The organism is Lacticaseibacillus salsurae (genome assembly GCF_045862175.1).
GTDB lineage: Bacteria > Bacillota > Bacilli > Lactobacillales > Lactobacillaceae > Lacticaseibacillus > Lacticaseibacillus salsurae.
In genome coordinates this window covers 13,679-36,489 of record NZ_BAAFZI010000018.1, presented here as the reverse complement: position 1 = coordinate 36,489, position 22,811 = coordinate 13,679, and the positions used below count along the sequence as shown (strand labels likewise).

The 22,811-nt window shown below is 50.3% G+C and carries 22 protein-coding genes; 8 read left to right on the top strand and 14 right to left on the bottom strand.

Features of this window, described 5'->3' with window-relative positions:
- Nucleotides 1-90 precede the first annotated feature (90 nt).
- The 9 genes from pgsA to ACKTSG_RS07100 form a co-directional block, all read right to left on the bottom strand.
- The gene (gene pgsA, locus ACKTSG_RS07140; RefSeq protein ID WP_407893336.1) at nucleotides 91-660 is read right to left on the bottom strand and encodes a CDP-diacylglycerol--glycerol-3-phosphate 3-phosphatidyltransferase; all 570 of its coding nucleotides are present in this window, start codon (nucleotides 658-660) and stop codon (nucleotides 91-93) included.
- A gap of 2 nt (nucleotides 661-662) precedes the next feature.
- Nucleotides 663-1,577 (bottom strand): helix-turn-helix domain-containing protein, encoded by a 915-nt coding sequence (locus ACKTSG_RS07135; protein ID WP_407893334.1) that lies wholly within the window; start codon nucleotides 1,575-1,577, stop codon nucleotides 663-665.
- 90 nt (nucleotides 1,578-1,667) lie between these two features.
- On the bottom strand, nucleotides 1,668-2,387 hold the full coding sequence (ymfI, locus tag ACKTSG_RS07130; RefSeq protein WP_407893332.1) for an elongation factor P 5-aminopentanone reductase: 720 nt from the start codon (nucleotides 2,385-2,387) through the stop codon (nucleotides 1,668-1,670).
- A 1-nt stretch (nucleotide 2,388) separates the two neighbouring features.
- Complete coding sequence (gene yfmH / locus ACKTSG_RS07125; RefSeq protein ID WP_407893330.1) at nucleotides 2,389-3,690, bottom strand: EF-P 5-aminopentanol modification-associated protein YfmH; 1,302 nt, start codon at nucleotides 3,688-3,690, stop codon at nucleotides 2,389-2,391.
- A complete protein-coding gene (gene yfmF / locus ACKTSG_RS07120; RefSeq protein ID WP_407893328.1) occupies nucleotides 3,690-4,946 on the bottom strand; it encodes an EF-P 5-aminopentanol modification-associated protein YfmF in 1,257 nt (418 codons plus the stop codon). The genes yfmH and yfmF overlap by 1 nt, the downstream gene beginning before the upstream one ends.
- Nucleotides 4,946-7,234, bottom strand: a complete 2,289-nt coding sequence (locus tag ACKTSG_RS07115) for a DNA translocase FtsK (RefSeq protein WP_407893326.1) — start codon at nucleotides 7,232-7,234, stop codon at nucleotides 4,946-4,948. Before ACKTSG_RS07115 ends, yfmF begins: the two co-directional genes overlap by 1 nt.
- A 508-nt stretch (nucleotides 7,235-7,742) precedes the next feature.
- Nucleotides 7,743-9,797 (bottom strand): DNA topoisomerase 3, encoded by a 2,055-nt coding sequence (locus ACKTSG_RS07110; RefSeq protein ID WP_407893324.1) that lies wholly within the window; start codon nucleotides 9,795-9,797, stop codon nucleotides 7,743-7,745.
- 11 nt (nucleotides 9,798-9,808) lie between these two features.
- Nucleotides 9,809-10,318, bottom strand: coding sequence for a tRNA (uridine(34)/cytosine(34)/5-carboxymethylaminomethyluridine(34)-2'-O)-methyltransferase TrmL (gene trmL / locus ACKTSG_RS07105; protein ID WP_407893322.1), 510 nt, complete (start codon nucleotides 10,316-10,318; stop codon nucleotides 9,809-9,811).
- Between the two features lie 194 nt (nucleotides 10,319-10,512).
- Nucleotides 10,513-11,352, bottom strand: coding sequence for a methyltransferase domain-containing protein (locus tag ACKTSG_RS07100; protein ID WP_407893320.1), 840 nt, complete (start codon nucleotides 11,350-11,352; stop codon nucleotides 10,513-10,515).
- Nucleotides 11,353-11,428: 76 nt separating this feature from the next.
- Between ACKTSG_RS07100 and ACKTSG_RS07095 the strand changes: the two genes are divergently transcribed.
- The 3 genes from ACKTSG_RS07095 (at nucleotide 11,429) to rpsN (ending at nucleotide 14,801) form a co-directional block, all read left to right on the top strand.
- On the top strand, nucleotides 11,429-12,376 hold the full coding sequence (locus tag ACKTSG_RS07095) for a magnesium transporter CorA family protein (protein WP_407893319.1): 948 nt from the start codon (nucleotides 11,429-11,431) through the stop codon (nucleotides 12,374-12,376).
- Nucleotides 12,377-13,400: 1,024 nt separating this feature from the next.
- The gene (locus ACKTSG_RS07090) at nucleotides 13,401-14,378 is read left to right on the top strand and encodes a GMP reductase (RefSeq protein ID WP_407893318.1); all 978 of its coding nucleotides are present in this window, start codon (nucleotides 13,401-13,403) and stop codon (nucleotides 14,376-14,378) included.
- A gap of 153 nt (nucleotides 14,379-14,531) precedes the next feature.
- A complete protein-coding gene (gene rpsN / locus ACKTSG_RS07085) occupies nucleotides 14,532-14,801 on the top strand; it encodes a 30S ribosomal protein S14 (protein ID WP_407893316.1) in 270 nt (89 codons plus the stop codon).
- Between the two features lie 42 nt (nucleotides 14,802-14,843).
- Here rpsN and ACKTSG_RS07080 read toward each other — a convergent pair whose 3' ends face one another.
- Nucleotides 14,844-15,215 (bottom strand): PTS glucitol/sorbitol transporter subunit IIA, encoded by a 372-nt coding sequence (locus ACKTSG_RS07080; RefSeq protein ID WP_407893314.1) that lies wholly within the window; start codon nucleotides 15,213-15,215, stop codon nucleotides 14,844-14,846.
- A 112-nt stretch (nucleotides 15,216-15,327) separates the two neighbouring features.
- On the opposite strand from ACKTSG_RS07080, the gene ACKTSG_RS07075 reads away from it, so the two are divergent.
- The 3 genes from ACKTSG_RS07075 (at nucleotide 15,328) to ACKTSG_RS07065 (ending at nucleotide 18,004) form a co-directional block, all read left to right on the top strand.
- Nucleotides 15,328-16,362 (top strand): lactonase family protein, encoded by a 1,035-nt coding sequence (locus tag ACKTSG_RS07075; RefSeq protein WP_407893312.1) that lies wholly within the window; start codon nucleotides 15,328-15,330, stop codon nucleotides 16,360-16,362.
- 171 nt (nucleotides 16,363-16,533) lie between these two features.
- On the top strand, nucleotides 16,534-17,358 hold the full coding sequence (locus ACKTSG_RS07070) for an undecaprenyl-diphosphate phosphatase (RefSeq protein WP_407893310.1): 825 nt from the start codon (nucleotides 16,534-16,536) through the stop codon (nucleotides 17,356-17,358).
- Between the two features lie 10 nt (nucleotides 17,359-17,368).
- Nucleotides 17,369-18,004, top strand: coding sequence for a copper homeostasis protein CutC (locus ACKTSG_RS07065; protein ID WP_407893308.1), 636 nt, complete (start codon nucleotides 17,369-17,371; stop codon nucleotides 18,002-18,004).
- 16 nt (nucleotides 18,005-18,020) lie between these two features.
- Here ACKTSG_RS07065 and ACKTSG_RS07060 read toward each other — a convergent pair whose 3' ends face one another.
- Genes ACKTSG_RS07060 through yjbM form a run of 3 tightly spaced genes read right to left on the bottom strand, consistent with a single transcriptional unit; the run spans nucleotide 18,021 to nucleotide 20,390 of the window.
- Nucleotides 18,021-18,935: an RluA family pseudouridine synthase gene (locus tag ACKTSG_RS07060; protein ID WP_407893306.1), complete on the bottom strand. Its 915-nt coding sequence runs from the start codon at nucleotides 18,933-18,935 to the stop codon at nucleotides 18,021-18,023.
- Nucleotides 18,932-19,729: an NAD kinase gene (locus ACKTSG_RS07055; protein WP_407893304.1), complete on the bottom strand. Its 798-nt coding sequence runs from the start codon at nucleotides 19,727-19,729 to the stop codon at nucleotides 18,932-18,934. The genes ACKTSG_RS07060 and ACKTSG_RS07055 overlap by 4 nt, the downstream gene beginning before the upstream one ends.
- Before the next feature lies 1 nt (nucleotide 19,730).
- Entirely contained in the window at nucleotides 19,731-20,390 is a 660-nt protein-coding gene (yjbM, locus tag ACKTSG_RS07050) for a GTP diphosphokinase (RefSeq protein WP_407893302.1), read from the bottom strand.
- A gap of 93 nt (nucleotides 20,391-20,483) precedes the next feature.
- Here yjbM and ACKTSG_RS07045 point away from each other — a divergent pair, with 93 nt between their 5' ends.
- Nucleotides 20,484-21,047 (top strand): CYTH domain-containing protein, encoded by a 564-nt coding sequence (locus ACKTSG_RS07045; RefSeq protein ID WP_407893300.1) that lies wholly within the window; start codon nucleotides 20,484-20,486, stop codon nucleotides 21,045-21,047.
- 61 nt (nucleotides 21,048-21,108) lie between these two features.
- Complete coding sequence (locus ACKTSG_RS07040; RefSeq protein WP_407893298.1) at nucleotides 21,109-21,702, top strand: DsbA family protein; 594 nt, start codon at nucleotides 21,109-21,111, stop codon at nucleotides 21,700-21,702.
- 44 nt (nucleotides 21,703-21,746) lie between these two features.
- On the opposite strand, the gene ACKTSG_RS07035 is transcribed toward ACKTSG_RS07040, so the two are convergent.
- A complete protein-coding gene (locus ACKTSG_RS07035; RefSeq protein ID WP_407893296.1) occupies nucleotides 21,747-22,793 on the bottom strand; it encodes a competence protein CoiA in 1,047 nt (348 codons plus the stop codon).
- Nucleotides 22,794-22,811 lie beyond the last annotated feature (18 nt).

The following is a 22,811-nucleotide window of genomic DNA, read 5'->3' as shown; positions in this document are numbered from 1 at the left end:
CCTTGAAACCGCGATTCAAAAAACGAATCGTGACCCCAAGGCGTCAGTGCTGTCAGCTGTTACCACGAATGGCTCAGCTTAGCGTTGATTTTAGAATGAATCGGCAAAGACGCCGCGATTTTTGTAGAAGTATTCTGTGCCAGAGTAAATGGTGAAGAATACCGCCAAGTAAAACAAGATCAAGTCGATGCGCAAACCTAAGCCGAAGTTATTGAACATCAAGAAAATGATCGCAAACATTTGGGCGTTGGTTTTGATCTTGCCAGGCCAAGCCGCAGCTAAGACTTCACCGCTGCCGGCGAGCAATAAGCGCAAGCCAGTGACTGCTAGTTCGCGCCATAAGATGATCGCCACACCCCAAGCTGGCACTGAACCGCGCACAGCCAAGAAAATAAAGGCGGTCATGACCAACAACTTGTCAGCCAAAGGATCGGCGAACTTACCGAAGTTGGTCACCAAGTGGTTGCGCCGCGCGATCTGTCCATCAGCAAAGTCCGTCAAGCATGCCACGATGAAAATGATCACGCCGACAAACCAGCTGGTGGCCACAGGTTCGCCAAAAACGGAAACCGACCCTGCCGGCCAATTCAGCACTAACAACAACGTGAAGATCGGGATCAAAATCATCCGCATCAAGGTCAACTTATTTGGTAAATTCACGCCTACTTACCTGCGCTTTCTGTGGTGAAATTAATGGTCCGCACAAAACTAGTCCCACTGGAGATATCCACATTGGTTTTATTCAACTTGATCGTGGTGACTGTGGCATTGCCTGACTTCACGGCAAAGCTAGTGGTACCTGCTGGCAAAGCAACGGTGTGGTTACTCCCAGCCGCTAATGTGCCTTGCCAAGAAGCGGCACCGTTGATCAACACTTCGACCCATGCGGCACTTTTACTTGCGCCAACGGTGATGTTGTTGGTCGTGGCTGGCCAGTTTTTAACGGTGACAGCTTGCGCAGCGTTGGCTTCAGGAGCCACAGCGACGCTTAACTTGTCAGTCGCCTTTTTGCTGGAACTAGACGACTTGGCTTTCTTTGAGCTAGACGACTTGTCAACACTTGAAGACTTGCTGGAAGCTTTAGAGGAACTTTTGGCTTTCGAGGAGCTTTTCTTTTTGCTGGATACAGTCACGGAGCTGGCCGTGTCCGGAATCGCTTGCTTGTTGGCTTGCGATGAGCGATACGTCACCACATAAGCGACCGCAATGATCACCACGGCGATCACGGCGATCACGATCTGAGGCAAATAGCGCCGGAATTTATTCTTCGGGCTAGCGGCCACAGCGCGCGTTTTGCGTGATTGGCTTTCAACGGATTGTTCCACATATTCTTGCGGTTGAGTGTCCGGAATGTCTTGTTGAAATTGCGTCAACAAGGCATCAGAGTCGATGCCCACCGTGTCGGCATATTGTTTGATAAACGCACGCACATAAAAGTCACCTGGCAGCGCATCGAAATTACCTTCTTCAATGGCGATCAAGTAACGTTTTTGAATCTTGGTGATCTGTTGCAAGTCATCAAGTGTGTAGCCCTTTTCAATTCGGGCGGTGCGCAGTTTTTGCCCAATTTCATCCATTTGTTTTCTTCACCCGCTAAGTTTTTAATGTCTGTTTTCATTATACCATGAAACAACATAGGCATGAATTAAGAAATTGTTGAGAAGTCGTTAGCGCAACCAGCCGCCGGTGACATATAACGTTTGCCCGGTCAAATAAGCGGCTTCTGGCTTTAACAACGTCGCCACATAAAAGCTGATATCTTGCGGCTGGGCTAAGCGGGCAGCTGGGATCTCCGAGACGACGTCATGTAACACTTCTGGGTCAAACATGTGGTTCATTTTGGTCGCCACTGCCCCAGGTGCCACCACATTGACGGTGATGCCTAAGCTGGCCACTTCTTGCGCATAAGCTTTCACAAAAGCGGACTGGCCGCCTTTCACCGTGGAATAAGCCACTTCCATCGCCGACCCGGCGCCGCCATATACTGACCCGATGAAAACGACCCGCCCGTGGCCGCTTTGCGCAAGCTTTTTTTCAAGCTTGGTCAATAAAGCCATTGGCGTCAGCAGATGTACCCGCATCAAGGCGGTCAACTCCGCGACAGTCGTGTCTTTAAACAAGTGATAATACGTTTGTCCGGCGGCAAAAACTACCGCATCCAAAGAAAACAGCTGGCTGACGACTGCATCCAAGTGGTCTGGATCGGTCAGATCATACGCCAACGGGATAAAATCTTGCTTCGGGTATTTAGCCGCCAACCGCGCGACCAAAGCGTCGACCGGATGGGTGTGATAATGCAAATACAGCGAATACCCTTGAGCCGCCAGCTTTTCGGCAATGGCAGTGCCAATATCGCCAGAAGCGCCAATAATCAAAGCTGCACGCATATTACGCCTCCTGATCGCTTGGGTAGATCACCAAGCTGGCCACTGCGGCTGGATCAAATAATTGTTTGGCCGCGAGTTTGACGTCGTTGAAGGTCACCGCTTGCAGCACGCGTTGGTAATCAAACAAGTTCACGTCACCAAAGCTTTGGCTGCTGACGCCATTGGCAATACTGGACATGGAATTCAGCGACATCGCATATTTACCCAATGCTGCTGATTTCAACCGCTCAAAGCGCTCAAGGGTCAATTCCGGCTGATCAGCGCCTTGCGCAATGCGCGTCTGTAGCGCTTGAATCAACGCTGTCGGGTCGTCAACATCCCCGCCGATGGTGGCAAAATTAAACGTCCGTTGGGCTTCAAAGCCGTAATCAAACGAATCATCCACCAAGCCGGCGTCATACCATTGCTGATAAAGTGGCGATGAATCGCCAAATAACGCCTCAAGCAATAAGCGCGTGGCGATCTGCACTTTCAAGCCCGCTTCGTCATCCAAGACTTTGGTTTGGCCTTTGATCCCCAGCATCACTTTCGGCCGTACCACTGGCAACGCCAATTCGCGATGGGCGATCACGGTGTGTTTATCCAGATCCCAATTGACGCCGCGCACGATCGGTTGCGCGGCTGGAAAAGTTTTAGCGGCTTGATTGGCGGCGACTAAATCGATCACATGTTGCGGATCCACTGGCCCCACCACTGTCAACGTCATGTTTGTGGGGTGATAAAAGCGCGCATGGGCTTGATACAACATTTCTGGGGTGATGGTGGCGATCGACTCGATCGTGCCGGTCACGTCAACGCTTGCTGGGTGGTTAGGGTAAAGCGAGCCCAGCATCCCCAAATATAAGCGCCAGCCAGGGTCATCTTGATACATTTGGATCTCTTGGCCAATGATGCCTTTTTCTTTGTTGACGGTTTTGTCGGTGAAATACGGATCTTGGACAAAATCCAACAGCGTGTTGAGATTTTCATCAACGGCGCGGCTGGCTGAAAACAAATAAGCCGTGCGCGTGGTGGAGGTGTAAGCATTGGCGTTGGCGCCAGTTTTGCCAAACAAGTCAAACGCGTCATGGTCGGCTTTTTCAAACATTTTGTGTTCCAAAAAATGCGCGATCCCCGCCGGCTGTTGAACCATTTTGCTTTGGCCAAGCGGCACGAAGCTGGTGTCGATGGCGCCATAGTTAGTGGCAAACAACGCATAAGTTTCATGAAACTCAGGCTTAGCCACGACTAACACGCGCAAGCCATTGGGCAATGTCTGCGTATACAGCGTTTCGCCTAACACTTGATACTCTTGTTTTTCCATCAGCCCACCTCTTTTTGTAAACAATACACGGCTTGTAGCGCAAAGCCTTTAGCCGCTTGCATCACTTGTTTTCGGGTGACGGCTTGCACCCCATCGAGATACGCTTGCAAGGTATGCGGTTGGCTTGGCCATAAACTTTCCAGCAACCCGATGCGCGCTAGAAATCTCGGCGCATCATAAGCCGTTTCGCGATTGGCGATCAAGCCGTCTTTCATGGTTTGCAGTTGTTCGTCAGTGAAATCACCTTGTTGCACTTGTTTGAGCTGGTCGCCGATCAATGCCAACACCACGTCGCGTTGTTCGGCGTCGATGCCAGTTTGTACTGTGACCATATGCCGCGCTTGATCAAAGGAGCTAGACGCATAATACGCCAAGCTGGCTTTTTCGCGCACATTGGTAAACAACTTAGACAGCGCTGAACCGCCAAAAAGTTCATTGGCCACGATCGCTGCATAGGCTTTTGGACCAAAATAATCCGTGTCCACATGATAACCCAGGTTCAACTTTGCCTGGATCACTGGCGCTGTGACGGTTTGCGTCGCCAAGTCATGTAGCGGCAAGTCACTATCAAGCGCATCATCGTCAATCGCACGCGGTGCAAAATCAAACGCTTCGGCTAACGTTTGGACTTGCGAAGCTTCGACATTGCCTAACACCACGATCTCAATGCGATCACTGGCCAACATTTGGTGATAGACACTGACCAAATGTTTGGCCGAAACTTGCGCTAAGCCTGCCGGCGTGCCAAAAGATGGCGTCGCTTGGCTGGGGTCACTTTGAAAATATAACGCTTGAAGTCCCAGGCTGGCTTGAGTTTGGCGGTCTTCTTCCAAACTTTCCAAGTACTGAGTCAAGTTGTGCTTTTCGCGCGCGAAGATCGGCTCATCAAAGCGCCCTTTGACCATCAATGGTCGCAGTAACACTTGCTTCAAAAACGCCATGCCTTGCGCCAACAAATCACTTTGCGCAAGTTGATCACTCAACAAGTTCATCGTCGCCGACACCCGGTGCAAGCGTCCTTCTTTGCCGACGCCGATGCCAAAACTGGCGCCAAACAAGCCTTCTAGATATGCAGATAACTGCGATTGGGTCGGATGATCTTGGCTGGCGGTTTCTAAAACACTGGTCAACAGCGTCCGTGCTGCCACATCCGCATGGTTCAATGGCGCCAAAAAGTGGATCGCGATCCTAGTGGTTTTAAATTGCGTCGTGGGGATCACGGTCAACCCCACGCCTTTAGCTAATTTTGCTCGCATTATTTCTCCTGTTGTTCTGTTGGTGTGATCAACACTTTACGTGGCTTGGACCCATCTGGTGGCGTGATGATGCCTTGTTGCTGCAAGTCATCGATCAAGCGGGCCGCGCGGTTATACCCAATGCGAAACCGCCGCTGCAACAAACTGGTCGACGCGTTTTGTTGCTGGATCACAAAGGCTTTGGCATCATCATACAATTCATCATCTGAAGCGCCTTGGTCACTGGCTTCTGGCCCATCAGTAGGTGCCATATCATCAAGATATTCGGGTTGCACTTGATCAGTGATTGCCGAAACCACCGCTTCCACATCCGCTGAAGGAATGAACGCGCCTTGGATCCGCATCGGGCTAGAAGCATCGATGGGTTTATACAGCATATCGCCGCGACCAAGCAGTTTTTCAGCGCCATTGGCATCTAAAATGGTCCGAGAATCCACCCCACTGGAAACAGCAAACGCGATCCGCGATGGAATGTTGGCTTTGATCAAGCCGGTAATGACATCCACTGATGGCCGCTGGGTGGCAATAATGATATGGATCCCAGCTGCCCGCGCCATTTGCGCCAAGCGCACAATGGCAGTTTCAACTTCATTGCCGGCAACCATCATCAAGTCAGACAATTCATCGACGATCACCACAATGTAAGGCATTTTGGTCATCGCCGGGTCGTTTGATTCCGCAACTTTTTGATTGTATTCGCCCATATTGCGCACACCAGCTGCAGCGAAGCGCTCATAGCGGTGTTCCATTTCTTTAAGGACTTTATTCAACGCACTTGGCGCCAGCTTCGCTTCAGTGACTACTGGCGTTAACAAATGCGGCACGCCGTTATACACGGACAATTCGACTTTTTTCGGATCGATCAACATCATCCGCACTTGATCAGGTTTAGCGCTCATTAAAATGCTGGTGATGATCACGTTGATCATGACGGATTTCCCAGAACCGGTAGCCCCGGCAATCAACAAATGCGGCATTTTGGACAAGTCCATGGTTTGCACATGGCCGTTGACGTCTTTGCCTAACGGGATCACCAGCGGCTTGCCAGGATGCGTTGGCGTTTGTTCCAACACATCGCGGTAGCCGACGGTGGCGATTTGCTTGTTAGGGACTTCAATGCCGATCAGCGATTTGCCAGGGATCGGCGCTTCGATACGAATATCCTTAGCCGCTAACGCTAACGCCAAGTCATCAGCTAAGTTGACGATCTTAGACACTTTGACGCCAGTGGCTGGTTGGATCTCATATTGGGTGATCGACGGGCCTAAGGTCGCCGATTTCACCGACACATCCACGCCAAACGAATCCATAGTGTCTTTGAGTTTGACGCGGTTTTGTTTGATCAAATTAACTTCTTTGGATTGATCCACTGCCGGCACCGGCGTCAACAAACTGATCGGCGGCATGATGTAATCTGCCCCAGCATTGCCAGTATCTAACTCGCCTTCGTCATCTGGCTGTGCAGCTGGCTTTGGCTCAGGTTTAGGTTGAGGTTGAGGCGCCGGTTGCGGCGTTGGTTGTGGCGTTGGTTGTGGCGCATTTATGGTGAAATCATCTGCTTGCGCCCGAGGTTTAGGCAAGTCTTTATCTTCAGGCGCTGGATCAGCTTTTTGAACTTTGGGTTTTGCTTGGCGCTTGGGCTTTGACTCAACATGGTCTTGCATGTTCATGATGCCGGTTTTAAGCCCGGAGACCATGCGCCCACAGCCGCGGCCGATGGCATGAAACACGTTGAAAACTTGTTCTGGCGTCACCCCAGCGATGATCAAGATCCCCACTAGCGTTAATACCCCAAACAAGATCTCAGTGCCGATCATGGAGATCAACGGCGCAAATAAGCCAAAGATCAAGCCGCCTAACAATCCGCCGCCAGCGTCACTGGTGGTGGTCACTAAGGCAAAATCATTTTGCAACGTGCGCCAAATGGCCAATTCGAAGTGACTGTGGATGTTCAATTGCGTCATTGACAAGCCGGTGACCAGCACCAAAATACTGACATACGCCAATAAGCCGCCCCACAACCAGCGCGGTTTAATGTGCGGCAAGCTGGCAGTAGCTGTCAACCAAGCGCCAAACGTGGTAAACAACACCGTCAAAAAGATGAACGTGTTGCCGCCAAGCAAGCGGAAGCAATTGGCGAATACAGCACCGATCAGCCCCAAACGAAACATCGCCAATAAGCCGACCACCACAAACACGACCCCGACCCAATTTAAGGTGTGGTCTTTGGTTGCGGTGCGGCGGGCTGGTTTGCGTTTACGTGTGGTCGGTTTGCGTCTGGTTGCCATGGTTGCCTCCTCAAAACTCTTAACTCACCTATTATACACGACGCCACGCCGTAATGAAAAAAGCCTTCCGACCGATATTTGCCAATGAAAACATCTTTTGACTTTCATTCGCCTCGCAGTCGAAAATCTGCAGGTTCCGACAAAAAGCACTCCGGCGAGCTGGTCATGGAACGCTATGGCGCTCGTCGGAGCTAACTTTGCATTCGCTACGCTCATGAACGCAAAGTGGATCTCCTTCTCGCTGGGGTCTAAGCGGTAAACCGCTAAGACCCCCACGGCTGATGACCAGCCCGCCTCCGCACTTTTTGTCTCCGCCTGCAGATTTTCTCAGTTAGCGCTAGGAAGCAATTGATCAATAACTGTGCTTACACTTAGTTGATCCGTTGATCGTAAGGATGTCACTTTAATCCGGTGTAACAAACTTTTCGTCGTAAGTCGCAACCACAAATTTTCGTGCCACGAGGCAAACCCACATAAAAAGCCCGACCACAACGGCCAGGCTTACAAGTTAATCTTGATTCTTCATGGCCGCTTTTAGCGCCAAAGCCAGCGGACTTTCTGCTTCGGGCTCAGCGTCTTTGCTGTATTGCTTCATCAAACGTTGGGTCTCGCGCTTATTCACGCGGCCACGCTTGCCTTTAGCAGCAGACATTTGCTCAGTGTTGCCGCAATTTTGGCACTTGAAGTAGTCACCATTGTTGCCGGTCAAGATCACCATTTTCTTGTGGCAATTTGAGCAGCGGTGGTTAGACAACTTCGGATCACGGAAGCGGCTGTAGTGGCATTCCGGATTGGAACACACCAGCTTCACGCCCATTTTAGTCGACTTTTCACGCAAGCGTGAGCCGCATTCTGGGCACTTTTTCATGGTCAAATTCGGGTCGTCATATTGGACGGTGCTTTGCTTGACTTCTAATACCAAGCGCTTGGTGGCGGCTTTGATGTCCGTCATAAAGGCTTTGCGGGTGACTTGGCCTTTTTCAATGGCTTGCAGTTGCGCTTCCCAGCGCGCCGTTAAATCCGGCGACACCAGATCTGGATTGACCAGCTTCAATAACGCGTGGCCTTTGGTGGTGACGATCAATTCGCGGCCGCGCTTTTCCATGGAGCCGGCAGCTTGCAACTTGTCGATGATATCCGCGCGCGTGGCCGGCGTGCCTAAGCCAAAATGATCCATTTTCCCCAGCAACGTCGCTTCATTCAACCGCGCAGGAGGCGTCGTTTGATGCGCCTTGACCAAGAATTTGCCGGCAAGCTTGGCGCCCACTGGCAAGGTTTCGGCAGTGGATTTTTCCACATCTTTAAAGCCTGGTTCAATGACGCTGGTGGTTTTGACGGTCAAGGTTTGATCGCCGGCTTTTAGCGTGTAAGTCAACACGTCCGCTTGATACGCCGGTTTGAACAAATCGATAAAACGCATGGCGATCAAGCGATAGATCTTCAGCTCGTCTGGTTCCAAACGGCTAGGCTCGACCATTTCTTCGGTGGGGATCAACCCATAGTGGTCGCCGACTTTGGCATCGTTGTACACATAATCTGGTGCTTGACCACGTTTAGCCAGCTGCGCGGCAGTTTTGGAAAAACGCCCCATCGCCGCCAACCGCGTGCCCATGGTGGCTTTAAGATCTGAAGTCAAATACCGCGAATCTGTCCGCGGATAAGTGACTAATTTCTCGCGTTCATACAAACGTTGCAAGGTATTGAGCGTTTGCTTAGGCGAAAAGCCGTATTGTTGGTTGGCGACTTGTTGCAATTCATTCAAGTCAAAAGGCAATGGCGGCTGCACGGTTTCGTGTTTGGTTTTCACGGCTGTCACTGTCAGTTGTTGGCGGCTCAACTTGTCTGCTTCGGCTTGCGCCTGGCTTTGATCGTTGAATTGTTGCGCCAAGCTCGCATTGCCAAGGGGCGTTTTGACGCTGAGTTGGTAATACGTTTGCGGTTTGAATTGGTTGATCTTGGCTTCTTGCGCCGCCACAAATGCCAGCGTTGGGGTTTGCACCCGCCCAGCAGATAAGGAATCGTGATACTTCACCGTCAAGGCGCGTGACACATTCAACCCCACCAACCAATCAGCTTCCGCGCGCGCCAAGGCGGCTTGATGCAAGTTTTCAAACTCGGAAGCTGGACGCAAATGGGCAAAACCGGCTTTGATCGCCGCGTCAGTTTGCGACGAGATCCATAAGCGCTTCAGCGGCTTTTTGAATTGGAGGTAATCAAAAATGTAGCGCGCCACCAACTCGCCTTCGCGCCCAGCATCAGTGGCGATGACGCCTTGCGTGATGTCTTGGCGCTTGGCTAAGCTTTTGACCACAGCGAGTTGTTTGCGAGTTTCTTTTAACGGCGTGATCTCCAGCTTGTCTGGGATCATTGGCAAGGTATTGAAGGTCCATTCGGCCCATTCTTTATGGTATTGCTCAGGCATTTTCAGCGTGAGCAAATGGCCTAATGACCAAGTAACGATATAGCCATTGCCTTCAAAATAGCCGGCGTGTTTGTGATCGGCGTTTAAAACGCGCGCAAGTTCAGCGCCAACGCTTGGTTTTTCTGCAAGAACCAGTTGCATGAGGATCCTTTCTACTTGAGCTTGTCGTGTTCGTAAGTGTGCGTGCGTTCAAGCCCAGCGAAGTTTTGTTGGCGCAAGGCTTCAAAAATCACCAACGCGGCACAGTTGGACAAGTTCAACGCGCGAACATTTTCCGTCATGGGGATACGGACAGCTTTTTCCGGGTTGGCCCGCATGAATGGTTCTGGCAAGCCAGTGGTTTCTTTGCCGAACATGTAGTAGTGATCCACGGAAGTATCTGAGTAATCCACATCCGAGTAGGTTTTGTCGGCAAACTTGGACACCAAATACAAATAACGCGTGTCTGGCACTGTGGCCATGAAGTCGTCTAAGGAATCATGATAAACGATCTTGACGCTGTTCCAATAATCCAAGCCGGCGCGCTTTAAATGCTTATCGTCGGTTTCAAAGCCCAGCGGTTTGATCAAATGTAAATACGAATCCGTCGCCGCGGCGGTGCGGGCGATGTTGCCAGTGTTTGCTGGGATCAGCGGTTCAAACAAAACGATGTGATTAGCCATAATGACCTCCAAAATTTGTGTGTCTTCATTTTAACACAAAAAAATACCGCCTCGGTGTCTAGCACGGCGAGACGGTACCTTAATCAAGTTTCCTATCGCTAACTTTAATCAATTTCCCAAAAGCAAGCCCTGATTAAAGCCAGAAATAAAAATGCTTAAGAGTAATTTAACACCCACAGATGCAATTTGCAACACTATGCATGAGATTTCATCACCTGTAACAATTTGACCGCGACTTGAATGCTTGCTGGCGGATCCGCTAACAAAGCCGCGCGCTTATCTGCTGGGGCTTGCCAACTTAATGGCGTCATCGCCACAATATCTTCAAACTGTCGTGCATCGACAGGAAAGTCATACGTCAGATCCTGCACTTGCGCGTCAGGATAAGTCGCCAAAAAACGGGCCAGCACCGGCGCATTGGAATATGTGCCTTTAGGCGTGCCGGCATACAAGCCTTGGCGCAACTCGCGCAAGTAATCCGCTTCTGGGATCACTTTGAACAAGCGCCCGCCTGGTTTCAACACCCGATCAAACTCCGCATAAGCACCTGGCGAAAACAGATCCACCAACACATCAAACGACTGATCGACAAAAGGCAACCGCGCCAGATCTGCCACACAATAAAAGGCATCAGTGGCTAACGCGCCAGCCAGCTGGATCGCAGGGGCTGAAATATCAAAACCGATCGCTTTGGCGCCAGTTTTGGCCAACTCCGCAGTCGGCGTCCCTTCCCCACAGCCAATATCCAGCAGTTGTTCGCTACCAGTCAATTGCGCGGCGATTTTGTCCACGAATGGCGAAAACAGCCCGGCTTGTAACACCCGCCGGCGCGCCGCCAACATCTCAGCAGTATATTCGGTTTTCAGCGGCGCGTTTAAGAAGTTCACTGTGCCTTTTTTAGCCAAGTCATAACGATGCGCATTTGGGCACACCAGCGAATGATTTTCGACAAACAACGGCTCGTGGCACACCGGGCAAGCAAACAGCGGCCCCAGCGTAGCCGCCCATTGTGCTTTTTGATCGATTTTTTTCAATTAATTTCCTCCCGGCGTGTCAGCCTGCCTATTTTCGCGTAGAATGTTAGCTATAGAAACCACGGAGGGTCCAACGATGCTGGCAATCTACAAGTTTGATGATACAAAAGCAAAGCTCACGACGCAAACCAAAATCACCCCAGGCGTTTGGATCAATGCGGTCGATCCTCACGAATCTGAGCGCCAACAGCTGCTTGAAAAAGCCCATGTACCAGAAGACTTTCTGTTATATGGCTTAGATCCTGATGAAGGTGCGCGGTATGAATACGAACCAGACGACGATGCGCATTTGTTGATTTTTGATATGCCGATCGCCGGCCTTGACAAGAAAAAACGCATCACCTATAAAACCGTGCCCCTGGCGATCATTTTAACTAAAACCGCGATCATCACCATCGACCAACAATCCCAACCACTTTTGGCCATGTTTGCCGAAAACCGCATTGCCGGCTTCAACCCGGCCAAACGCAACCAAGCGAGCTTGTTGATGTTGTATCAAGTGACTGTCGCTTACTTGGCTTATTTGCGCGACATCAACAAAGCCCGCGAAGCCTTAGAAAACAAACTACAAAATAATTTGAAAAACGAAGAACTGTATGCGTTAATGGGCATCCAACGCGGCTTGGTGTACTTCATGATGAGTATCAAAACCGACCGCAATGTCTTAGACCAACTCAAGCGCACCAATCCGCTGAATTTAGACGAAGACGACCAAGATCTATTGGATGACATCATCATTGAAAATCAACAAGGCTCGGAAATGGCGGCGATTTCCAATTCTATCTTAAACGAAACCAGCGATACCTACTCGTCGATCATTAACAACAACATGAACGGCGTCATGAAATTTCTCACGTCTTATTCGATCATTTTGACGATCCCGACTTTGGTGTTTTCGTTTTACGGCATGAACGTCGAATTGCCTTGGGCCAACATGCATGCCAGCTGGATCATCACCATCGCAATTTCTGTGGCAATCGGTGTTGGTGTCGGGTTTGAGTTCTGGCGCAAGAAGTACTTCTGATCTAGTTTCTACTCGCCTAATGGCACGAAAAGCTGTGGGCTCCGGCGAATCGGCATCACTCCAGAAACCTGGCCAAGTTGCCGTTCGGCCGGCTACAGAAATCGGCAAAGCCCGCCGATGTTCTTTCGCCTAGATCCTGAACCAGCAAAACCCGCTGTTTCAGGATCTGCCGGTGAAATCTGCGCATGCCGCCAAAACTCGGCGTCATGTTTGATTTCACTGTCACAGGCAATTGGCCAGTTTTCTTCCATGATACCAATTCACTTCCGCTCACAGCTTTTCTGGGTTCAGGTCACACTTACGACAGCTCGACCACTCACTACCAAATCACACTAATGCCATCATTTGCTTGCCGACCTTCTTGATCAGCGCAATGATGGTATTTTTGAACTCATTTTGACTAAGTCGCTCAAAATCAGCTTGTCATCAAGGTTGCAAAGTCACCAACACTTCACGGATGAAGCTGGTGATTCAGTAACAAGAACGCATACACAAAGGTCGGTTGAATTTGGGACGGAGGGCTGGTCGGGACCCGAAAATCTGCAGGCGGAGGCAAAAAGCGCGAAGGCCGGCTGATCATCAGCCGTGGGGGGCTTAGCGGTTTACCGCTTAGACCCCAGTGAGAAGGAGATCCACTTTGCGCTTATGAGCGGTAGCGAATGCAAAGTTAGCTCCGACGAGCGCCATTGCGTTCCATGACCAGCCCGCCGGAGTGCTTTTTGTCGGAGCCTGCAGATTTTCGGGTCGCGACGACCAGCCGGAGTGGCAAATTCAACCGACCGGCCATATTATCCCACAATATTCGCGTTTACGTATGCTGTGTCAAGATTTTTTGTCGATTAAAATTCGGCTTTATCGAAATTACTATTCGGATATTAGACATGTAGTCGGTAAAACACGAACGATAATTATAAATTTGTTTTTAAGTTTGACTTTTCTCCGAACTTCGCCTATATTAGCTCGTGGTGCGAAAAGTGCCACAGAATTATTGGAGATTGTTCGTGTTTTCGAAAGGACGACAAGTATGCAAATTTTTGACTATGAAGATATTCAACTGATTCCCAACAAGTGCATCGTGCGCTCGCGCAAAGAAGTCGATACGACTGTCGTATTTGGCGGCCGGACCTTCAAGCTGCCTGTTGTTCCAGCAAACATGCAAACGATCATTGATGAACCGCTGGCCCAGTGGCTGGCTGAAAACGACTATTTTTATGTGATGCATCGCTTCAATCCAGAACGCCGCGCCGATTTTGTGGCGGACATGCATGCCAAAGGATTGTTCGCGTCGATCTCTGTTGGCGTCAAGCCTGAAGAGTTCGCCTTTATCAAGGAACTCGCCGGCCACAAACTCACCCCAGAATACATCACCATCGATATCGCCCATGGTCACTCGCAGATCGTCATTGACATGATCCAACACATCAAGAAATACCTTCCTGACACGTTTGTCATCGCTGGTAACGTTGGCACCCCAGAAGGCGTGCGGGAATTGGAAAATGCCGGCGCTGACGCTACCAAAGTCGGCATCGGCCCAGGTAAAGTTTGCATCACCAAACTTAAAACCGGCTTTGGTACCGGCGGCTGGCAGTTAGCCGCATTGCGCTGGTGCGCCAAAGCCGCCAGCAAGCCGATCATTACCGATGGCGGGATCCGCAACAACGGCGACATTGCCAAATCATTGCGGTTTGGCGCAACAATGTGCATGATCGGATCGCTGTTTGCTGGGCATTATGAAACCCCTGGCAAGAAAGTTGAAAAAGACGGCAAAATGTATCAAGAATATTATGGCTCCGCTTCTGAATATCAAAAAGGCGCCCACCATAATGTCGAAGGCAAAAAGATCTTGTTACCATTAAAGGGCCACATTGCCGATACTTTGACGGAAATGCAAGAAGATCTCCAATCGGCGGTTTCTTATGCCGGTGGTCGTAACTTGGCCGCTTTGCGCAAAGTCGATTACGTCATCGTCAAGAACTCCATTTTTAACGGCGATCAATACTAAACCCAACGCGCGTCACCTTAATGGTGGTGCGCGTTTTGATTTGGTCAACAAACGTCAAATTCTACTTGTAATTTCAAAGTGAACGTGTTAATCTAATGATGCTGTTACTAATGAGAAGTAAGTTAATCAATTCAATTCAAAGTGAGGAATTTCATGGCTAAAAAATCAAAAATCGCCAAAGCAAAAAAAATCGCCGCTACTGTCGATAAGTATGCCAGTGTGCGCGCAGAATATAAAGCAACTGGTAACTATGCGGCATTGCAGACCCTGCCGCGCAATGCCAGTCCAGTGCGGATGCACAATCGCGACCAACTCGATGGTCGCCCGCATGCTTACATGCGCAAGTTTGGGATCTCGCGGTTGAATTTCCGCGACCTTGCCCATCAAGGTCAAATTCCTGGGGTCCGCAAAGCTTCTTGGTAAGCGGACAATCAAAAACACCTCGCCGCGGCGAGGTGTTTTTGATTACTGCGTGATATAAGTGATGGTGCTACCAACTTGTAACTGAGGCTTGACTTGTGGCTTTAAGTATAAGGCGTTTTCCATCGGTTGATCAGGGATCCGGTCAAAGATCAAACTGACATGGCCGATGGTTTGAAGGTTTTGATTGGCTAACTCGCCGACGCGCTCGACAGTATACGCCACATCCCCAATGGCCACTTGATCGCCAACCGCAATGGTTAATGTGGCTTGCGCATTGGGATCGGCGAATTGCTGGATCACCGCCACATCACGCAACGCCGCGGTAGCACTTTCGCCAAATAAGATCACCAGCGGATCGGCGGGGTCTAATGCATGAGTCCCGATCGCCGTTACCGTTGAAGTTGTTTTTGTCATGCCTACCTCCTGCAAACCTTTTCTTCTATCATAACATGTTTGTTGCTGGAAGGTATCCGGTTTCACGCGTGTGTTATAATAGAAACAATTATTTTCCTGGAGGTTTTCATCTATGAAACAAACAGTGATCCTCGGCGGTTACACCAAAAAAACCGGCGCCGGCGTTTATTCCGCCAGCTTCGATTCCGCCAATGGTAGCATGTCCACCCCTGAGCCTTTTGTCACCGGTTTGAAAAATCCCACTTACTTGGCCATTTCTAAAGCCAACTTTGCTTATGCTTGTGCGGCAGGTGACGGCGAAGGCGGCGTGGCGACTATCGATTTGAACCAAACCCCGGCTAAGATCATCGCAACCACCTTTTCCAAAGGCGGGTCCCCTGCGCATGTATCGATCGATGAAGCGCGGCAGCTAGTGTTTGCCAGCTTTTATCATGATGGTCGCGCGGTGGTTTACAAGATCCAGCCTGATCACACCTTAGTGGAAACCGATCGCGCCGTGCATGGCGGCTCTGGTCCGCGGCCTGAACAAGATGCCAGTCATGTGCATTATTCTGCTTTGGCGCCTGACGGCCGGTTGGTATTGGTCGATCTTGGCAATGATACCTTGTCGACTTATCCGCTGTCTGATGACGGCAAACTTGGCAAAGCGACGGTCTTGCATTTACCAGTAGGTTACGGGCCACGCCACATCGCCTTTTTGCCAGGTCATGACCATTTGGCTTACTTGGTGGGCGAATTATCCAGCCAGATCTCGGTGTTGCATTATGACCAAGGGGCCTTTACCATCGGTGACACCCGCGCCACCATCCCCGCCACTTGGACTGAACATAACGGCGCGGCGGCGATCCGCATTTCCGCTGACGGCAAGTTCGTCTATGTGTCCAACCGCGGTTATGATTCCATGGCGGTATTTGCACTCACTGACGGCGGACTGCATTTGGAATTGATCCAACAGATCCCCGTTCAAGGGTCATTCCCACGTGACTTCAACTTTGATCTCACCCAAAAATACCTGCTGGTGGTCAACCAAAACACCGACAACGCCACGCTTTATCGCCGCGATGAACAAACTGGCAAGTTGACTTGGCTACAAGCTGACATTCCTGCGCCAGAAGCGGTGAACGTCAACTTTTTGCCTGCTGAATAAACCCAAAGCACTTGATGAAAGACTTGATCTGCGGATCAGGTCTTTTTTATTTTTATCATTTGTGTAAATGTCGCCGGATGAGTGGCAATATTTTTCATGCACGGTATACTAAAAATGCTGGGTTTTCAAATGCATGCCGTCCCTAGCGGCTCATTCAATCAGGAGGGTTTTATGTTAGACATTTTCAAAGCCATTATCATCGGCATCGTCGAAGGGCTGACCGAGTTTCTGCCGGTCAGCTCTACCGGCCATATCGACTTGGTCAGCCAAGTCGTTAAGATCCAACAAAATGCCGATTTCATGGCCATGTTCGAATACGTGATCCAATTTGGCGCGATCTTAGCGGTGATCTTGCTGTACTTCAATAAGCTCAACCCTTTCGCCCCATCCAAATCCCATGCAGAAAAGTCTGCCACTTGGGTCTTGTGGGTCAAAGTGATCATCGCTTGCATTCCGTCGATCGTCATTGGTTTGCCGTTAAACGACTGGATGGATGCGCATTTGCACACCCCTCAAGTGGTGGCCACGACATTGATCTTGTATGGGATCTTATTTATCGTCATTGAAAACCTGTTTAAAAATCGCGCCCCAAAAGTCGCCACGTTAGCGGACTTGTCTTATCAAACAGCCTTATTCATTGGGTTATTCCAAGCGTTATCCATCGTGCCTGGGACGTCGCGTTCTGGCGCCACGATTTTAGGCGCGATCATCTTAGGCACTAGCCGTTATGTCGCTACGGAATTTTCCTTCTTCTTGGCGATCCCCACCATGGTTGGGGTGTCGCTGTTAAAAATCGGCAAATTCTTGGTCAACGGCAACGCCTTTACCGGCGAACAATGGGCGATCTTGTTAACTGGGACCGTCGTTTCGTTCATCGTTGCCTTTATTTCCATTAAGTGGTTGTTGAAATTCGTCCAAACTCACGACTTCAAGCCTTTCGGATGGTACCGCATCGCCTTGGGGATCGTGGTATTACTGGTCTTGTTTTTAGCCTAGGAGGATAGCCATGTTAAAAGAAGTGTGTGTTGAAAACTTCACATCTTTGCCCAAAGCCTTAGCCGCTGGTGCCCGGCGCATCGAACTTAACGACAACTTAGCCGTTGGCGGCACCACCGTTTCCAAAGGCGTGTTAGCCGAAGCGACGCGCTATATTCACGAACATGACGCGTCAGTGGTGGCAATGATCCGCCCGCGCGGTGGCAACTTTGTGTATAACGACTTGGAACTCAAGATCATGGAAGCGGACATTTTCGAAGCCCAAGCGCAAGGCGTGGACGCTGTGACCTTTGGGGCATTAACCGCAGATGGCTGGTTAGATGAAGACGCGATGGAAAACTTGATCGCCGCCAGCGCTGGGATGGATGTGGTGATGCACATGGCTTTTGACGCGATCCCTGAAGCGCGCCAAGCCGAAGCCATCGACTGGTTGGCCGAACATGAAGTGGATCGCATTTTGACCCATGGTGGTCCGCTAGATCAGCCGATCACAGCCACTTTGCCCCATTTGAAAACCTTGGTCCAAGCAGCTGATGGCAAGTTAACGATTTTGCCAGGTGGTGGGATCACCGCCGACAATGTCGATGAGATCGCCCGCCAATTAGGCGTCAGCGAAGCCCATGGCACCAAGATCTTGAAATTCTAAAAAAAATGCGAGCCGCTTAATTGCGACTCGCATTTTTCAATTGGAGATGCGCTGCTAACGTGGCCATATCTTCAGGTAACGGCGCCGTCAAGTGGATCATCGTTTGCGTCAACGGCTGCCAGAAATCAAGCTTGGCACAATGTAGCGCTTGGCGATCCAGTTCAGATACATGAGGGCCGCCGTACAAGTCATCACCATAAAGCGGATGTCCGATCGCCGAAAAATGCGCTCGGATCTGATGGGTGCGCCCAGTATGCAACCGCACTTGAACCAACTTAGCGTTTGGGGCGCTTTGTAGCACTTGGTATTCGGTGACGGAGATCTTGCCGTCAGCCACCACGCCTCGATGCATATAAAAGTCAGTCGTGCGCCCTAAGCGCAATACCAACCAGCCATGATCTGGCATCGCGGCTTTGCCGGATACCAGCGCCAAATAATGTTTTTGCATTTTGTCAGTGTGCAGTTGCGCATCGATCAAGCTATGCGCCAAGCTGTGTTTGGCAAATAAGATCAAGCCGCTGGTGTCGCGGTCTAGGCGCGTCACCACATGGATGGCAGAACTTTGGGCATGACTGGCGATCAAATAAGCTTTGACGCGGTTAGCCATGGTGTCTGGACTTTTGGCGACATCTGGGATCGAGGCGATGCCAGCAGGTTTGTTCACCACCAAATAGTCGCGGTCTTCATACACGATATCAAGTGGCGCCGGGTACGGGATCACTTGATCCGACACGGTATCTGGCGCTAACACCATCGCCACCATATCGCCTGGGTGTACCACAAAATTGGTGTGCACTGAGACGTCGTTGACAAAGAACTCGCCGCCGTGGAACTTGGCTTTTTTGATCTGCATGCGCGCCAAGCCCATTTGCCGCAAAAAGGTATACAACTTGATTGGCGCATCCCCATCATAGGTCCACGTTAATTTCACTGCTTGGCGCCAATAAAGGCATCTTCCACACGATCCCAAAAGTGCATGTGGCGATACCGGGCAAAATGGATCCGTTCGCTGGCGATTTTAAAGCGAATAGAAGTCACCAGCTGTGGCGTGATCGAAAACTGATCGATACTCATTAAGTAATCTTGAAACGGTTCTGGACGCAAAATCACCCATTCATCAGGCGCTAAGATCAACGGCGCAGCCAAAGTCCGAAACACGCGGTTGTTGATCGAAGCGATTTCTGTGACTTGCATTGCGTCTAAGCGCGGGTGGATCACTGCCCCGCCGTTAGACTTGGAATAAGCCGTCGAGCCAGTTGGCGTGGCCACGCATAACCCATCGCCACGAAAGCTTTCAAAAAAGTCTTCTTTGATGTAGACATCACAGCGCATGGTGCCAGATAAGCGCTTGAGCGTCGCTTCATTTAACGCCAAATAATGCGACGTGGTCCCATCTTCATAATCGGCCAACACGTCAAGCAATGGGTAAGACACACTTTGGCCGGAATCATTCAACAACGCTTGCACCAATTGGTCGATTTCAAAGTCGCGCCAATCGGTATAAAAGCCTAAATGGCCGGTATGTACGCCGATAAAGCGGACATGATCGAGTTGTTGGGCATAGCGGTGAAACGCGCCTAACAGCGTGCCATCCCCGCCGACAGTGATCACCACATCAGGGGTCACTTGATCCAGCTCAAAACCCGCGGCAGTGAGCTTTTCTTCCAGCTGCTTGGCCGCGGTTTTTGATTGACTGTTTGAATTTTTGATGATGGCGATACGCATACTAGTCATCCTTTTTGTCTGCTTTTGGCATCGGTACATTTTGCCCTTTGCCATAAGAAAACAGCTGCTGGGCTTCTTGAATCTCTTCTCGGATCTCAGACATTTCTTCGTCAAGCATGAAGCTGGCTTCAGCGGCGCGCTTCAAGCGAGCTTTGAGATCATCAGGAAATTCGCCTTGGTATTTATAATTTAGTGAGTGTTCGATCGTGGCCCAAAAGTTCATCGCCATGGTGCGGATCTGCACTTCAGCCAACAGCTTTTTTTCACCATGGATCAATTGGACGGGGTATTCGATCACCACATGATATGAACGATACCCGCTAGGCTTGACGTTGGTGACGTAATCACGTTCTTCAACGATTTTCATGTCAGTGCGTTTGTGTAAGAGATCCACGACTTGGTAAATATCTTCCACAAACTGGCACATGATCCTCAGCCCGGCGATATCTTGCATGTCTTGTTCCAACAGCTGATCGGAAATATAACGCCGCGACTGTTTTTCGATGATGGAGTCGACGGGTTTGACCCGGCCGGTCACAAATTCGATCGGGGTATGTTCGTTGGCTTGTTGGAATTGCTTGCGCATCCCCCGAAATTTAATTTTGAGTTCATCAACCGCTTGATAATACGGCATTAAAAAGCTATCCCAATCACGTTGCATCGCCATGCCTCCACATCCATAATGTTTCCTGTCCTAGTTTACCATATAATGAAGGCAATAATAGTTGACGACTGCACGGAAAGGACCACAAAAATGTCAAAAGAACTTGAACAAGAATTCAAAACCTTGCTTGATGCCGCTACCGCCCAAAAGTTGCGCCAACAGATCGCGTTTCAGCCGCCATTCACCCAAACCAACCGCTACTTTGATACTGCCGATCACCAACTACAAGCCCACCACTGGGGGTTGCGCACGCGGCAATTTGCCGATTACAGCGAACAAACGTTGAAAGTACCAGTCGGTCCTGACCGCAAGTTGATGGAATATACCGACGCGATCACCGGCAACGAGCTGGTGGCAGGCGGAACCGTCGCGACCCAACTTGATGCCATTGGGATCGACTTTAACGCGCTACATGCCTTCGCCCAAGCCACCACCACGCGTTACTTGGCCCCTCAAGCTGCTGGGTTATTGACGCTTGATCACACCACTTATCTCAATGGTACAAGCGATTGGGAATTGGAAATGGAATACACCGATGCCGCTATTGCCAAAGCCTTTTGGGCGCAGTTGGCGCGAGATTTTGACCTCACCTTATTGCCGCCAGAAAACAAGATCCAACGCGCCGTTGAGAATGTGAAAAAGTCACAAGCTTAATAATTGTGTTCTGGCGATTTTCTGGTAAAGTTAGGCTATCAAAATTATTTGGAGGTATTACGTGTTAGAAATCTTTCTGTTCGTGAATCCGCTAGGCACTGACTGTCGCCAAGCGGAAGCTGCGGTGCGCCGCTTGCAACACGAATCACTGGAAAAAGTCGACTTGCATGTGGCGATGTTGTTAAATTTCCAAGTGGTCACGGCAAGCTTAGTGGCCACTCATCGCGATCCCAAAGACTTAGCATTACGCAACCAACTCACCAAAGCCGCCTATGAAGTCGCCTTAGACTTTAAAGCGGCCCAACTGCAAGGCAACCACAAAGCCCGCCAATTACTGTTAGGCGAGCAAGAAATGTTTACCGACGGGGACTTCACTTATGATCCAGCTTTTGCCATGGCGTTAGTGTCAGGCTACGGGTTAAACCAAGCAGCGTTTATTGACGACCGCAAGCGCTTGGCCCAAACGCCTTGCATTGACGCTGATCAACAACTGGCATCACAAATGGGCGTCACCCAAGCGCCTGATGTGGTGGTATTTGACACCACCAACCAAAACCCTGGCGTCAGACTTGGCAACACCCGCAATTACCAGCGGCTCAAAGCAGTATGTGAGAAGCTGCAACTGACCCCACCGTCAATGCTCCATGTGCTTTGACCCAGCATAAAAGACCACGACTATTGCAGTCGTGGCCTTTTTTGTTAACGTAAAGCCGCTAATTTATGCGCACTATCCACAAACCAATCCAGTGGCTGCACCCACTGCCAACCATTCGCGCCTGCTTGCAAATACCCAGCGTCACTCAGCGTGTGTAGCCACACTGTCGCCACCGTATTCACCAAAGCGGCATGATCGACCAGTGGCGTCAGCATTGGTGCCACTTGCGCTTGCCAGAATTTCTGATTCATTTCCCAGGAAATATCACCATCTTCAAAGGTCAACAGCCATTTGGCGCGCATTTGCCACTCTGGCGTCTTTAAGCCTAACAGCTGAGTCAAGTGCTCATGCACCAGCCAAGGCAAGCCGGCTAAGTGTTTGCCTTTGGCATAAGCCATGGCTTGTAGCGCCATGATCTTCGGATCGCGAAAATGCAATTGATTGTCGATCAAGCGCACGATCTGCTGGCGTGAGCGCGCCACTTGCACTTGGCGCAGGTGTTGGCCACTGCGATCAAACCGCTGCACTTGAAAATACCCCATTTTTGCTTGCCACAATTCTAGAAAGTGGTTCCCATCGCTATACCACAAATGATACCCATGAATTTGATCAAAGCGTAAGAACTTCGCCTGCATGCCAGCAGGGCGTTGGCTATAATAGCGCGGTCCTAAGATCCAGATCACTTCTAACCCTAAGCTGGCATACCCTTTGGTGCGGGCTTTAAGGCGTTTAGGATCCAGCGGACTGCATTGAAACTCTAAAACCAACGTCCGCTGAGCTTTGACCCACACCACATCAGCGCGCTGGCGGATCTGCGGATAATACACTTCCAGGCTCACCGCATAGCCTAGCTGCTCCCCCAACTGCAACAACCACTGCTTGCCTTGCAAATGAATGGTGCTTTCGCCTTCGCTGTCCACATCACAAGCCGGCCCGATATGCGCAAAATGTGCCGGCATCACTTGACCGTTTTTGATGCGCACTGGCTTGCGGCAAGCCGGACAATAAAAGGTGCCGCCGCGCAAGTTTTCGGCTTGTTGATGATCGACTAATGTGATGCGTTTGGCATCAGGCGTTATGGCCACAAACATGTCAACACCCCCTTACTA

Coding starts and splice junctions, on each gene's coding strand:
- ACKTSG_RS07135 (WP_407893334.1), bottom strand. CDS start 1,577: ATGGATGAAATTGGGCAAAAACTGCGCACCGCCCGAATTGAAAAGGGC.
- ymfI (WP_407893332.1), bottom strand. CDS start 2,387: ATGCGTGCAGCTTTGATTATTGGCGCTTCTGGCGATATTGGCACTGCC.
- yfmH (WP_407893330.1), bottom strand. CDS start 3,690: ATGGAAAAACAAGAGTATCAAGTGTTAGGCGAAACGCTGTATACGCAG.
- yfmF (WP_407893328.1), bottom strand. CDS start 4,946: ATGCGAGCAAAATTAGCTAAAGGCGTGGGGTTGACCGTGATCCCCACG.
- ACKTSG_RS07115 (WP_407893326.1), bottom strand. CDS start 7,234: ATGGCAACCAGACGCAAACCGACCACACGTAAACGCAAACCAGCCCGC.
- ACKTSG_RS07110 (WP_407893324.1), bottom strand. CDS start 9,797: ATGCAACTGGTTCTTGCAGAAAAACCAAGCGTTGGCGCTGAACTTGCG.
- trmL (WP_407893322.1), bottom strand. CDS start 10,318: ATGGCTAATCACATCGTTTTGTTTGAACCGCTGATCCCAGCAAACACT.
- ACKTSG_RS07095 (WP_407893319.1), top strand. CDS start 11,429: ATGCTGGCAATCTACAAGTTTGATGATACAAAAGCAAAGCTCACGACG.
- ACKTSG_RS07090 (WP_407893318.1), top strand. CDS start 13,401: ATGCAAATTTTTGACTATGAAGATATTCAACTGATTCCCAACAAGTGC.
- rpsN (WP_407893316.1), top strand. CDS start 14,532: ATGGCTAAAAAATCAAAAATCGCCAAAGCAAAAAAAATCGCCGCTACT.
- ACKTSG_RS07080 (WP_407893314.1), bottom strand. CDS start 15,215: ATGACAAAAACAACTTCAACGGTAACGGCGATCGGGACTCATGCATTA.
- ACKTSG_RS07075 (WP_407893312.1), top strand. CDS start 15,328: ATGAAACAAACAGTGATCCTCGGCGGTTACACCAAAAAAACCGGCGCC.
- ACKTSG_RS07070 (WP_407893310.1), top strand. CDS start 16,534: ATGTTAGACATTTTCAAAGCCATTATCATCGGCATCGTCGAAGGGCTG.
- ACKTSG_RS07065 (WP_407893308.1), top strand. CDS start 17,369: ATGTTAAAAGAAGTGTGTGTTGAAAACTTCACATCTTTGCCCAAAGCC.
- ACKTSG_RS07055 (WP_407893304.1), bottom strand. CDS start 19,729: ATGCGTATCGCCATCATCAAAAATTCAAACAGTCAATCAAAAACCGCG.
- yjbM (WP_407893302.1), bottom strand. CDS start 20,390: ATGCAACGTGATTGGGATAGCTTTTTAATGCCGTATTATCAAGCGGTT.
- ACKTSG_RS07045 (WP_407893300.1), top strand. CDS start 20,484: ATGTCAAAAGAACTTGAACAAGAATTCAAAACCTTGCTTGATGCCGCT.
- ACKTSG_RS07035 (WP_407893296.1), bottom strand. CDS start 22,793: ATGTTTGTGGCCATAACGCCTGATGCCAAACGCATCACATTAGTCGAT.